This window comes from Paraglaciecola mesophila KMM 241 (genome assembly GCF_000315015.1).
Classification (GTDB): Bacteria; Pseudomonadota; Gammaproteobacteria; order Enterobacterales; family Alteromonadaceae; genus Paraglaciecola; species Paraglaciecola mesophila.
The window spans coordinates 52911-66265 of record NZ_BAEP01000043.1 but is presented as its reverse complement, the minus strand read 5'-3'; the positions used below and the strand labels follow the sequence as shown (position 1 = coordinate 66265).

At 44.3% G+C, this 13355-nt stretch carries 15 protein-coding genes; 3 read left to right on the top strand and 12 right to left on the bottom strand.

What is annotated here, in order from left to right; translation table 11 throughout:
* The first annotated feature begins 1 nt into the window (after position 1).
* The 3 genes from GMES_RS09905 (at position 2) to GMES_RS09895 (ending at position 1653) form a co-directional block, all read left to right on the top strand.
* Positions 2-274, top strand: coding sequence for a MarR family winged helix-turn-helix transcriptional regulator (locus GMES_RS09905; protein ID WP_006992530.1), 273 nt, complete (start codon positions 2-4; stop codon positions 272-274).
* Between the two features lie 73 nt (positions 275-347).
* Positions 348-1109: an enoyl-CoA hydratase gene (locus tag GMES_RS09900; protein WP_006992529.1), complete on the top strand. Its 762-nt coding sequence runs from the start codon at positions 348-350 to the stop codon at positions 1107-1109.
* Between the two features lie 136 nt (positions 1110-1245).
* On the top strand, positions 1246-1653 hold the full coding sequence (locus GMES_RS09895; RefSeq protein WP_006992528.1) for an ACT domain-containing protein: 408 nt from the start codon (positions 1246-1248) through the stop codon (positions 1651-1653).
* 179 nt (positions 1654-1832) lie between these two features.
* Here the strand turns inward: GMES_RS09895 and GMES_RS09890 are convergent, their stop codons facing one another.
* From GMES_RS09890 to GMES_RS09835, 12 genes are all read right to left on the bottom strand, one after another.
* The gene (locus GMES_RS09890) at positions 1833-2975 is read right to left on the bottom strand and encodes an HDOD domain-containing protein (RefSeq protein WP_006992527.1); all 1143 of its coding nucleotides are present in this window, start codon (positions 2973-2975) and stop codon (positions 1833-1835) included.
* A 432-nt stretch (positions 2976-3407) separates the two neighbouring features.
* Positions 3408-3623, bottom strand: a complete 216-nt coding sequence (locus tag GMES_RS09885; RefSeq protein WP_006992526.1) for a hypothetical protein — start codon at positions 3621-3623, stop codon at positions 3408-3410.
* Positions 3624-3799: 176 nt separating this feature from the next.
* The gene (locus GMES_RS09880) at positions 3800-4189 is read right to left on the bottom strand and encodes a VOC family protein (protein ID WP_006992525.1); all 390 of its coding nucleotides are present in this window, start codon (positions 4187-4189) and stop codon (positions 3800-3802) included.
* A gap of 124 nt (positions 4190-4313) precedes the next feature.
* Entirely contained in the window at positions 4314-4532 is a 219-nt protein-coding gene (locus GMES_RS09875; RefSeq protein WP_006992524.1) for a DUF6500 family protein, read from the bottom strand.
* A gap of 104 nt (positions 4533-4636) precedes the next feature.
* Positions 4637-5071 carry an OsmC family protein gene (locus GMES_RS09870; protein WP_006992523.1) on the bottom strand — a complete coding sequence of 145 codons (435 nt, stop codon included), beginning with the start codon at positions 5069-5071 and terminating at the stop codon, positions 4637-4639.
* A gap of 121 nt (positions 5072-5192) precedes the next feature.
* Entirely contained in the window at positions 5193-5426 is a 234-nt protein-coding gene (locus GMES_RS09865) for a thioredoxin family protein (RefSeq protein ID WP_006992522.1), read from the bottom strand.
* A gap of 8 nt (positions 5427-5434) precedes the next feature.
* Positions 5435-6418: a permease gene (locus GMES_RS09860; protein ID WP_006992521.1), complete on the bottom strand. Its 984-nt coding sequence runs from the start codon at positions 6416-6418 to the stop codon at positions 5435-5437.
* Between the two features lie 117 nt (positions 6419-6535).
* Positions 6536-8425: a thiol reductant ABC exporter subunit CydC gene (gene cydC / locus GMES_RS09855; RefSeq protein ID WP_006992520.1), complete on the bottom strand. Its 1890-nt coding sequence runs from the start codon at positions 8423-8425 to the stop codon at positions 6536-6538.
* The gene (gene cydD / locus GMES_RS09850; protein WP_039987119.1) at positions 8418-10205 is read right to left on the bottom strand and encodes a thiol reductant ABC exporter subunit CydD; all 1788 of its coding nucleotides are present in this window, start codon (positions 10203-10205) and stop codon (positions 8418-8420) included. Before cydD ends, cydC begins: the two co-directional genes overlap by 8 nt.
* Positions 10195-10347: a cytochrome bd-I oxidase subunit CydX gene (cydX, locus tag GMES_RS09845; RefSeq protein ID WP_006992518.1), complete on the bottom strand. Its 153-nt coding sequence runs from the start codon at positions 10345-10347 to the stop codon at positions 10195-10197. Before cydX ends, cydD begins: the two co-directional genes overlap by 11 nt.
* Positions 10348-10418: 71 nt before the next feature.
* The gene (cydB, locus tag GMES_RS09840) at positions 10419-11558 is read right to left on the bottom strand and encodes a cytochrome d ubiquinol oxidase subunit II (protein ID WP_006992517.1); all 1140 of its coding nucleotides are present in this window, start codon (positions 11556-11558) and stop codon (positions 10419-10421) included.
* Complete coding sequence (locus GMES_RS09835; protein WP_006992516.1) at positions 11555-13141, bottom strand: cytochrome ubiquinol oxidase subunit I; 1587 nt, start codon at positions 13139-13141, stop codon at positions 11555-11557. The genes cydB and GMES_RS09835 overlap by 4 nt, the downstream gene beginning before the upstream one ends.
* Positions 13142-13355 lie beyond the last annotated feature (214 nt).

The following is a 13355-nucleotide window of genomic DNA, read 5'->3' as shown; positions in this document are numbered from 1 at the left end:
TATGAGCTATTCCAGCCTCTCTGGCGTTATTGACAGAATGACCAAAGCAGAATTGGTTACCCGCCAACAAGGAACAACTGATGCTAGGGTGCAAAACGTTATCTTACTAGCCAAAGGACGTGAACTTGCGCAGCGCTCCGCTTCTAAGGTACGCAATATTAATCATGCCCTGCTGAAAAAATTCACCTTAGATGAGCAAGAAACCATTGCGCGGTTTTTAATGCACGTTACGCAAAATGCAGAAAACATTGTCAGTGAGAAGGAGCGATTTTAATCCATCGGTTTAGTTTTAATACCAATTCTATTAAACAACATTTCCACTATGTTATTTTGACAGGAGCTACAACATGTCTAAAAGCCTTATTGTTTCGTTAAAGAATCGTGTGCTTTCGTTAACGATCAATCGTCCTGAGCTAAAAAATGCGCTCAATCGTGAACTGTACGCAGCCCTAGCGGATGAGCTAGAGCGAAGCAACCATGACGACCAGATCCGCGCTGTTCTATTAACCGCTAACGGCGATACCTTCACTGCGGGTAATGATTTAGATGATTTCATTAACCCAGTTGAAGAATGTGGTACGCCTTCGGTCATTCGATTTTTAAAGGCTATTTCAGAATGTGAAACCCCTATTGTAGTCGCGGTGAATGGCCCTGCCATTGGGGTTGGCCTTACCATGTTGCTACATTGCGATATGGTGTATGCCAGCAAAAGTGCGCGCTTTCGAGCCCCCTTTACCCATGTTGGTTTAGTACCTGAAGCCGCATCCAGCTTGTTACTCCCCCTTGCCGTGGGTCAAGCATGGGCAAATGATTTAATGCTTGCAGGTCGCATACTTGATGCCGAAGAAGCACTGAGTGCGGGCCTTGTTACGCGCGTATTCGAGGATGGCGTTTTAGTGGCTGAAAGTCTGAAAATAGCAGAGCAAGTCGCCAGTTTAGCACCTAATTCAGTTAAGCAATCAAAGCGCTTGATTCGTGGCGTAAACAAAGAGGAAGTTCAGGCGCAAATGAAACGTGAAGGTGTCATATTTGCCGAACAACTAGCCTCTGCCGAGTTTAAAGAATCCGTTGCGGCATTTTTTGAAAAGCGAGCCCCTCATTTTGCTTAAGGCCAGAAATTAACAACATAATGTAAGTCTTCACGGGGGGCACTGCCGCCCGTTCACACATACAATTTAATCGGGTAAACTACTCGCCTTGCCAGTATTAGCACAGCATTAAATCTCAGCGAAATCAGGAAACAATATGTCAGGCATTACAGAGTTAAATGAATTACTTAAATCGATGTCTCCATTTTTGCAAGATGGCGAATACGCCTTTTGCACAGTAGACGGTAAGGTCTCTGATTATGCACATTTGGATCCGGTGTGCTTTTTTCAAGAATCGGAAGGCTTGACATTAATATTGCTAGCCGATGATGCCAAACAGGCGAAAATTCCTTTTGACGGAACCTACAAACAAATTACTCTCACGGTGCATTCTAGTTTAGAGGCCGTAGGGCTGACCGCAGCAGTAGCAGCAAAGTTAACCGAATACGACATCAGTGCTAACGTGGTTGCAGCTTATTATCATGATCACATATATGTGCCCAGTGACAAGGCTCGACTGGCTATGAGCGCATTGAACGAATTTAATGAAAGTAAGGTGAACTAAACACACTAAAAAGCGTGCTTGCAAAACGTCTATTACGCTAATAGAAATTAGTTGAAGCAATTAAATTGAGCGGAATCTGAACCGATGTTCTGAGCGCTGCTGTTAAGCCTTTCACCTTCAGCTTTCATAACATGTAGATATGCTTACGGACAAAAGGTTATCAAGAGGGTGATGCCGAATTAACTGGCTTCGTCTGAGTATATATTGAGTATTTCACGTAGCAGCAACTTGGCGTCATCTCGAAGTTTGGTACTACTGACTAATAATTCAAACTCGGCCGGTTGAATATGCCCATCTTGGTAAGACAAGCTTACCTCGCTGATTAAATTGGCTTCAAATAATATTGCCGTCATAGGGTCGAGATCATTCACGTTAGTAAAGTCTTCCACCTGCCCTTGCACTACATCAATAATCACACTGGGCATATTCCAGATTTTCATTAACTCTACGCTTAGCAACATCGATTTCTCACTGAGAAATTTCTTGAACACCAACGAGTCTTGTTTAAAATCTGGGTCGATCATTTTAAACGCCTCGACCATAAACTGAAAAATAACAACTTTACCCAAATCGTGCATCAAACCAATGGTATAAGCCGCGTCGGCATTTTGCTTACGCCTCGCCGCTAGTGTTTTAGTCACAATGGCTACATCTTGGCTATGTAGCCAAATTTTCTCACCGAAGGTTTTAAAGTAAATAGGCTTTTGCTGACATAAGTTTTTAATGAAACGATTCAAGACAAACTCTTTTATGTCATTTGCTCCCATAAACATAAAAGCTTGCTGCAAGTTGGTGATGTCTTTATCACCGCGTTTGTAAGCAGGACTATTGGCTTTTTTCATCAATTCAGTAGCGATACTCGGTTCTTGCTCAACGACCTTGATAAATGACTGCAGATTAAAATCAGGATTATTCAGCAAATTGGTTAGTGAAATAACCGATTGAGGTAACACTGGAAAATGGGTTAACACGCTATCAGGGGATTTCAGCGCATGATTTACCCGCGTTAAAATATACTGCTCGATGGGGTTCAAAGTGGTGCTAGTTTGTGACGGACCAAGCAAGTAATCGTAAAATAAAAAATCAAGACGATTTAATGAGGCAACGCTAATATTCACTGTGCGAGTGGGTATAGGTATCTCGTAGGTTTCGGCATCATCGCTCGTTTGCTCAGTTGAGTTTTCAGGTTTAAGTTTGTTATTTTGCTGACGGTTAACGGAGGCAACTGCACTCCCGCTATTGCTGAGGGCACCTTTTTCATTATTGGCAGCGCTACTAGGACGACTGCGCTTAAAAAGGCGGGAAATGAGTTTCTCAAACATATTTCAAAAATTCCAACTGACGAAACAAAAACGAATTACAGTACTGAAGACTTGCAATTATGAATTCAAGCAACATGTACAGAAACTAAATATCCTGCATAGGTATGTCGTCTACAAACCTGATTATAGGTTAAAACTTATAAAATTTTTACCCAACTGTAATTTTAAATTTAGTTTTTTATGTCGTTTAGTGATTGATTTATAAGATATTACGGTGATATCGTCCAATTCTAATACTTTGGTAGTAGAGAGAAATATCTACTCACTATTTAAGCTGATTACTCGTCGCTTTGTCTTTTTCAAAATCCTACTTAACTTGTTCGTTTTCACCGCTATTCCTACGAAGCTGATAGGCTTATACATCCCAAGTCAACCATACAGATCATCGCTGTGGCCTGTTCGTGTAAGCAATAAGCAAACCACCGCCGTCGATTAATTTCTGCGCCAAACACAATACAATTCGATATCCCGCTTCAATACGCGCAAATCAGCTAATTGGCCGTCTTTAACTGCGTTATCAAGCTCTTTTCTGGCATCCTCACAGCGTTCACCAAACTGCTGCTTAACAACGTCCTGATCGTTCTTTGATGCGGCGCACCCACTTAAACCCAATATCACTGCACTCCCCCATAATACTGCGTAATGCATATAAATCCTTACTGCTTCTTTCTCGACTGAGTATATTTTAGTTGTCTTTGTCTCAAGGCGAATCGAGTGCTCAAATTTCCTCGATAAAACAAAAACACTGCGATTGATAGAACTCATAGACAAGCGTTACCGCTATTAGTGCCCAGCATGATAGAAACTTATAAAAACATTGGTCGTTATTGACCTTCAGGGGGCTGCCATAACTCGACTTTATTGCCTTCTGGGTCGATAACCCAAGCAAAAATGCCATATTCAGACTCTTCAATTTTATCTAGTACTTCACAACCTTCAGCTTTGAGCAACGTAACCAAGTCGTGTAAAGCTTCTACCCGGTAATTGATCATAAAGGGCATGTCACTCGGTGAAAAAGCTTCTTCGTCAGTTGAATTAATGCACCAAACAGTGGAGCCCCCAGAGGGTTGGCCATTAGCATCACGCCATGTAAATGAAGAACCACCCCACTCCTGCACATCTATCCCAAGGTGACGTCTGTACCAAGCACGCAAAGCAGGTGCATCTTTGGCTTTGAAAAAGACCCCACCAATCCCAGTGACTCGCTGCATCATTGTTCTCCCAAATGTATTAGCTCATCAAACAATAAACCAATAAGCAGCCACTTACAGAATCAAAGTGAAAAGCTATGATATGTCAAAGCACGGGTACGCCGGGCAGTACTAATTTACCCATCAATTATAAGTTGTTCAGCACCATATCTTTGATCTTATATGCTTTCTCAAAATGATCTAACTGATGGGTTTCAATCCACCACGTGGCTGCTTCCATCAGCAGGACTGGATCGTCGTTCTTATTCGCAAAAAAAGCGTAGAATGACAAGCCAACGTTATCTCCCTTACTTGAGATTTTATTATCACAAACTGTGATGATTTTAGCGCGTAATTCCGCCCTCATGCTCTGATAAGTCCTCGTTAATTTTTATTAATTACTTAGAAACTTAGTGTCCGAGCTACCAAATTGACAAAACCAATCCGTCGAAATTCAGTCAGACATCAAACTTACTGCACAACAACGTCACACTCTAAACTCATTTCGCACGAAATTGAATTACTGATCAAGCACGCTTCGTCGGCTTTATTAAGCAATCTTTCAGCTTTTTCAATGCTTTCACTTTTGGGGATCAACAACTGCACTTTTGTTCGCACTTGGGTAAAGTACGTTTTCCCTTGCACTCGGTCGAGTGTCCCCTGGGATTCACATTTTATGTCTTGCCATTCTAGTTTAGACGCTCTGGCAATCGCTCTGAACGACAGCACAAAACAATTGGCGATAGCGGCCATAAATAAATCCTCTGGCGACCATTTGTCACCATCACCGCCGAATTGTGAGGGCGGCGCTACGGCAATATCCGGTAAATTATCACAATATGCCGTTAAAGCTCCTGATGAATCACCTTCGGCGGTGACTGAGTACTGATGAGGCAGTGTTTTCATTTTTACATCTCCTAAGTAGAACGGTTTTGCAGGCTCCTAAAAGGACTCCTACGTTATTTATTATCTGACTTTGCAAGGGAGCAATCGTTAAATATGCGTCCCGCCCTATTGATAATGTTTCCTATTTCAACCAAGACGCAATCTTGCCTTTTGAGGGAATAGAGCCCGAATGCACAAGGTGTTTGTCAATCGTTACTCCAGGCGTACTCATCACTTGGTAACCCATCATTATTTCTGGATTGGTTTCTTTTATAACCTGCACCTCAACACCACATTCAGCCGCGATCGACTTGATCAGTTCCGCTGTTTTAACGCATTTAGTACACCCAGTACCGAGCACTTCAAACTTTTTCATAACGTCTCCTAGACAACGTAAAGCAAATTAATTAGCCACCCAACGAGCGTGAATGACAGCAGTAAGAGTGAGAAAATAATGCCGAGTAATTTCCACGTCATCACCTGTTTCAACATGATAAATTCAGGAAAGCTGGCCGCAACGGTACTCATGCAAAAAGCCAGTGTAGTCCCTAGCGGCAAGCCTTTTAAAATTAAGCTCTCCATCACGGGAATAACACCTGTGGCGTTTGAATACAGGGGAATACCCGCAAGCACTGCCATAGGTACTGACCACCACTGACCATTGCCCAAATTGTCAGCGAACCAAGATTCTGGAACGAAACCATGCAAGGCAGCTCCTAACCCAACCCCCACAAATATCCATTTCCAAACCCGCGCCAAGATGTCGAGTAATTCCGTTTTGGCAAATTCATGTCTTTCACGAAACGTCAGTTTTTCAGAAGCGGGCTGTTCATCACTTGAAAAGTCAGCAGTTTGATAGGCTTTTAAGGCAAATGGCTGAAGAAGCTGCTCGGCCCGAATAAGATCAAGAAATATCCCACCTGCAACGCCAACTCCCATTCCAATCAAGACGTAGATCAAGGTTATTTCCCAGCCAACTAGACTTAACAGCATTAGCACGGCGACTTCGTTAATAAGGGGGGAAGTCAATAAAAAAGACATGGTGATACCGATAGGGATACCCGCAGAGGTAAAGCCCAGAAATACCGGTATACTTGAACATGAACAAAACGGCGTAATCGCCCCAAAGAATGAGCCTAAGATATAACCCACAAACTTATTATTCTTTGCGAGGTAATCACGCACCCTTTCAATGTTCAGGGACGCACGAATGAGCGCGATAATGTAAATCATCACAATCAGCAGAAAAAATATCTTGCTAGTATCTTCAATAAAGAATTGAAGGGCACTGCCCCACTTAGACTCAGGCGATAAGCCAAATATCGAGTACGCCAACCAATCGGCAAACTGAGTGAAAAGAGATAACACGTTAGTGGCTCCAAAAGTTCACGCTGAGTGATTTCTGTTTAAAGATGATCAGTCTCAACCTAAAATGATGAGCTTTTATTATGCCGTGAAAAACGGCTAGCGCATTGATTCACATCATTAAATGCGCGTTGTTAACTCTTTGTATCGTTCATATTTTGCCAGTAATTCTTGATGGGTGCCTTCACCTTTTACCTGACCATTTTCTAACCATATGACTTTATCCATATTGCGTAGCAGCGCTGTATCATGCGTAATGCATAACACTGTACTTTCACGCATTGCACGAATAATAGCGTCCATAACCGCTTGTTTAGCGTGGTTATCAAGGCCTTCTGTGGGTTCATCTAAGACCAACAGGGCTGGGGAGCGTAGTAACATTTGCGCAATCGCCAAGCGGCGAGATTGACCTTGTGAAATTCGTCTACCTGCACTGCCTAAACGCGTATTTAATTTATTGGGCAGAGTGAACACCCAATCCCCGAGTTGGGCTTGCTCACAGGCATAAAGCATTTGCTCGTGTGTGGCATCAGGCGCCGCATAATGCAAGTTATCGGCGATAGTACCATCGAAAATATGGTGCTGTTGGGCGAGAATACCGATGAGTTGTACGCGTTGCGCAAAACTGAGTTCATTGATTACACATGTGTTACTAGGGTTACTTTTATTGCTGGCATCATGCTCAAAACTAATACGCCCTTGTTGCTCAGGCCACAGGCCGCTTAGCAAATTGACTAAGGTCGATTTCCCGCTACCACTTGGGCCGACAAGCGCAACATTTTGATTCGCCGCAATCTCAAAGCTAATATCATTCAGTGCAAAGTGCTGGCTGTTTGCTGGAAGTTTATGCTTGAGACTTGAGACTAAGGGGTCGCTAGCGTACTGGTAACTTACATTTTGTAATCTCAGCCCCATGCTTTTTAAAGACTCAAGTGCATTGTGTTCATTGGGCTCATATTGTGTCTTTTCGGGCGCTTGCTTTTGCTCGTATATCAGCGATGTCTCAACAAAGTTGCCTGTGTTCGACTGCGTGGTCTGTTTGCTCTGGGTTAATGTGTCTTGCAAAGCAAAAATTCGCCCAGCGGCACTTAACGCAACGGGCAGTTGAATAAAGGCATTTGGCAACGTCAGTACAGTTTCAAAACTCGCTAAAACAAACAACGACAGCATGGCTAAATGCACGTTGGCTATTTGCTGCGTAACCACCAGAGGTACCAGCAAGCAAACACTTCCAAGCATGGCCAACTGCACAACAATTAAACTCAACCCATCACTGTCCCCAAGTGCGCCATGGCGCTTATCTAATAGGTCATTGTAGTTTTGTTGTATTGCGTTGCATTTGGCTAATTGGCTGTCGGTTGCTTGATATAGTGCTAACTCCCGTTGCCCAGTTAACATGTCAGACAAGGCCTCGCGTAGCTGTGCTGAGCACTCAGTCTGCTGCCCTGCAGTGCGGCTAAGCTTGGCACTGAGCAACACAGGTAAACCTACCCCCACTATCAACAGTGCGCCTAAGCAAACTAACGCCACTTGTGGATTAAAACCTACAATTATCCAAATCACAATCGGCACACATACCAATGCCACCAGCATCGGTAGCAACACATTCAGATAAAACTTGTCCAGGGCATCCACATCGTTTTGCATGCGATTAAACAAATCAGCGCTGCGATTCATGGCCAGCTGCTGATTGTTCAACTGACTCAGCGTGGCAAACACGCTTACGCGAATTTCACTAAGAAGCAGAAAGGTCGCGTTATGGGTGACAAGGCGTTCTCCGTAACGAGATGCCGTGCGCACAATGGCTAAAAAGCGAATAATGCCAGCGGGTGTAAAATAATTCATTTGTGCTGCAGCTAAACCTGCTGCCGCCATTGATGCTAAAAACCAGCCTGAAATAGCCAGTAATCCGACATTGGCCAATACGGTCAATACCGTCAGAAATACACCTAACAACATCGCCCCTGCGTGGGGCTGACAAAGGCGTAATAAACGAATGAAATTATGCATGAGCACCCGCCTGAGTATCACTATTTAGCAACTGCTTAAATGACCCTGTTTGCTGGCTTAATGTCTGATAGTTGCCTTGTTGCACTACGCGCCCAGCTTCCAGTAAAAAAATACTATCTGCTTGTTGCAAGGTACTCAATCGATGCGCAATCACCAGTACCAAATGTGTTTTAGCGTGCTCATTAATGGCTCGCTGTACATCACGCTCAGTGGCGCTGTCTAAATGCGCAGTCGGCTCATCAAGTATTAAAATATGAGCGTCTTTTAAAAATGCGCGAGCCAGTGCGATACGCTGCTTTTGCCCGCCAGATAGCCCCTCACCTTGTTCGCCTAAAAGAGTGTCGAAACCATCAGGTAAGGATTGAATAAATGCCAGCGCGCCTGCTTTTTCAGCCGCTATAGTTACCTCTGCTTGCGTGGCGTTAGGCTTACCTAGCATGATGTTTTCTTTAATACTGGCGTAGAATAATGTTGGCTGTTGAGGGATCCAGGCGATTTCTTGCTGCCACTTTGGTATATCTGCAGCACTAAATGGGCCATTGCCCGCATCAATGCAAGAAATGACCTGAGGATAAAACCCGAGAAAGCAATCAAATAAGGTGCTTTTACCAGCGCCACTTGCCCCGACAAAAGCCATCATCCCTGTCGCCGGTAAAGCCAAGGTAATATCATGTATACCTTCATTGCTGTCAGGATAAGTAAAGCTCAGCCCAGAAACGGTGATAGAGCCATTATTGCTGGTATCATCTAGCGCACTAGATGCTGGCTCAGCCATCACCTGCGACTCGTTACCAGGGGTTTGCAGTATTTCTAGCATTTCGCCCGCGGCGCTTATCCCTTCAAGGCGCGCGTGATAATGATTGCCCAATTTACGCAAGGGTAAATAAAACTCTGGGGCTAATAACAACACCACAAAGCCGGTGGCAAAATCCAGTGTGCCAAAAAACAAACGAAAACCAATTAACACAGCAACAAGCGCCACACTGATGGTGGCTAAAAATTCCAACGCAAAAGAAGATAAGAACGCAATTTTCAGCACACTTAAGGTAGCGTGGCGAAAATCATCCGAGATTTTAGCAATCTGCTTTAATTCCCGTTTGGTGGCATCAAACAATTTCAATTGGGTTAAGCCGCGAATGCGGTCAAAGAAGTAATTCCCGAGCATCGCTAATTGCTGCCATCTCTCTTGGTTCAGTTTTTCCGCTTTATGGCCTACTAAAATCATGAAAAAAGGAATAAGCGGCGCGGTAAACAGAAATATTAACCCTGCTTGCCAGTCGGTTGGGAATATCACCACTAATATAGCCAATGGAATAAGGGCACTGTATGCCACGCTAGGCAAATAGTTAGCGTAATAATCATGCAAGGCCTCTACCCCATCATGCAAGGTATTTAGCATGGCGCCGTGGCCTTTTTGATCGGTAAAATTCGGCCCTACCTGTGTGATTTTGGCAAGTAAATTGGCACGTATATTTGATTTAATATTACGTGCAGCTCGAGCACTCAAACGTTGGCTTAGGGCCAAAAGCAAGCCCCTAACAAGTATCAGTCCCCCTAAAGTCCAAAGAAAATGGCTAACGGCGCTTAAGTCGGCCCCTTCAAACATAACGAGATGAATGCTTTGAGCGAGTAAATAGGCACTAGCAATCATGAGTAAGGCGTTAACAGTACCAAGGGCGATACTGAATCGAAGTAACCCGGCGGCAGATGCAGATTCGCGCTTTAAAAAACCGCGCAACAGCATTTGCTGGGCGCGGTCTGGACGGGCTTTAGTTGTCACGTTCTTTTTGCAGCCTCTCGTACAACTCTTTTTCATCGTCGGCTATGCTGTCTTTGTTTTGCTGAAATTCGTACCACATCACGTTAATGACGCCCAATGTACAGGCCAATAGCACGCCTAAAATCCACGCAAAATACCACATAAAAACTCTCCTAATATTAGGTGTCAGCGCTTAATAAGATGACACCTGCAAATTATTCAACTAACCCGCACTTAATAGCTACCATGGGTGTTATTTTCAATTTCATGCACTGTCACCCTGCGCCACATTTTCACGTAACACCAAGTGGTGTAGGCCAAAATCAATGGTACAAAAATAGCCGCCGCCACAAACATAACGTTTAACGTCATATGGCTAGAAACCGCATCCCACATGGTTAAACTTACGTTAGGATTGTTGCTTGAAGGCATAACGAATGGGAATAACGATGCCCCCGCCGTCATAATAACGCCCACTAACATCAAGCTAGAAGAAACCAAACCAAGCGCAGGCTTACCCACTTTTGAGAAGAACCACGCAACCGCTGCCATGCCAATCCCCAGTGCAGGGAATATTAACGTTAGTGGCATTGCGCTGTAGTTGTCTAACCACGCTCCTGGCGCTGAGGTAACCACTTTACCAATAGGATTAGCATAACTTTGGGTGTCAGGCATGCTGACAATTTGATACCCGTCCATATTGGCTACCCAGAACCCTGCGATGGCAAACAACGCGATAAATACCAGTAATGCATAACGACCGTATTGACCAGAGCGCTTGGCAACATCGCTGTCGGTGCGTAGCTGCAACCACATGCCCGCATGGCCCATTAACATAGTAATGCTAACCAAGCCGGCTAAGATGCCAAATGGATTAAGTAAACCGAAGAACGAACCTTGGTAACTAGCACGCAGCAAGTTGTCGATATTAAACGGCACCCCTAAAAACAGATTGCCAAACGCAACACCGAATACTAAAGCTGGAATGGCACTGCCTGCGAGTAGCGCCCAGTCCCAATTGTTACGCCAGCGGTACGTATCAATTTTACTACGGTAATCAAACGCTAATGGGCGGAAAAACAGAGCGAACAACACCAGCAACATAGCAAAGTAAAAACCGGAGAAGGCCGCGGCATACACCATGGGCCAGGCCGCAAATAATGCGCCACCGGCGGTAATAAACCACACTTGGTTGCCATCCCAATGCGCGCCGATGGTATTAATAACCGTTCTGCGCTCGCTGTCCGTTTTACCTACTAGGCGCAACAGCATAGCCACGCCCATATCCATGCCATCAGTTACCGCAAAGCCAATCAGTAGAATACCAATGATCAACCACCACAATAATTTCAACGTCTCGTAATCAAAAATCATGATTGCGCTCCTTGTTCCTCAGCCGGCTGTTGGTTTATTTTCTCGAAATGATATTTATTGGTGTGCAATGAGCTCGGTCCTTGCCTAACAAATCGCAACATTAACCAACCTTCAACGATTGCCAAGCCGGTATAAAAGATCACAAACCCAGCAATACTCATAATCAAGTCGTTTGTGGTCAATGACGAGGTCGCCAGGAACGTGGGTAAAATCTCTGAAATTGCCCAAGGTTGTCTGCCGTATTCTGCGACCACCCAACCAAACTCTATGGCGATCCAAGGCAGCGGAATACTGAACACCGCGGCCCACAGCAACCAACGTTTCTGTTCAATAACTCGGTGCGCGTTATAGTAAAAAGCCAGTGCAAAAACGATGAGCATAGCCACACCACACGCCACCATGATCCTAAATGACCAAAACATCGGCCCTACCAGTGGGAAGGAGTCTTTCACCGCTTGTTGGATATCTGCTTCGGTGGCATCAACCACATTTGGCGTGTAACGCTTAAGCAATAAACCGTAGCCCAAATCGGCTTTTAGCCCATCAAATGTGGCAATATTCTCTGGTGTGTCTTGACCGTTTCTGAGTTTATCCAGATATTCATAAGCTAGCATGCCATTACGAATACGTTTCTCATGGTTTTTTTCTAAATCGCTTATCCCTTCCACTTCTTCATCGAGTGAGCGCGTAGCAATAATGCCTAACGCGTATGGGATTTTAATAGCAGCACGGGTCACTTGCTCTTCTGAATCGGGGAAGCCAAACATGGTAAACGCTGCTGGTGCTTCTTCTGTGTGCCACTCAGCTTCGATTGTCGCGAGTTTCACTTTTTGTACTTCACCCACTTCATAGCCCGATTCATCGCCGAGTAAAATAACACACAGGATTGACGCTAAGCCGAAGCCACTGGCCACGGAGAATGAGCGTTTAGCAAAAGAAATATCACGTCCTTTTAGGATGTAATAACTGCTGATCCCAAGCACGAACATTGACGCAGCAACATAACCCGCTGAAACGGTATGAATAAACTTAACCTGCGCCACGGGGTTGAACACCAGCTCAGCAAAGCTAGTCATTTCCATACGCATGGTTTGGTAATTGAATTCTGCGCCGACTGGGTTTTGCATCCAACCATTGGCAATCAAAATCCACAACGCAGATAGATTGGTACCTACCGCCATCAAGAACGTTACACCTAAATGTTGACGGCGCGTTAGTCTGTCCCAGCCTAAAAAGAACATACCCACAAAGGTTGATTCTAAAAAGAAAGCCATTAAGCCCTCTATCGCTAATGGAGCACCAAACACGTCGCCCACGTAGTGTGAGTAATACGACCAATTGGTACCGAATTCAAACTCCATGGTTAGCCCAGTGGCTACCCCTATAGCAAAGTTTATTCCGAATAGCTTGCCCCAAAACTTAGTCATATCACGGTAAATTTCGCGTCCTGTCATCACATAGACAGATTCCATGATCACGAGAATCCATGTCATGCCTAAGGTCAGAGGTACAAACAAAAAGTGGTACAGTGCGGTGATCGCAAACTGTAATCGTGATAGATCCACGAAGGTTTCATCTATCATCTCAAGGGCTCCTATTGAGTCGCGCTGCGACAAAAACGAATATCAAAGTTAGGTGGATGGCGTAAATCTTTCCAAAGTTTCAGTAATTACTGAAACTTTGTGAACTTTACTCCTATTGGTCATTTTCTGTCAATAGTGAGGTTATATTATATTTATCTAATATTCATGTTATTGACCCACGTCAGGAATAATTAGCGACATAGCCAAAATCTGC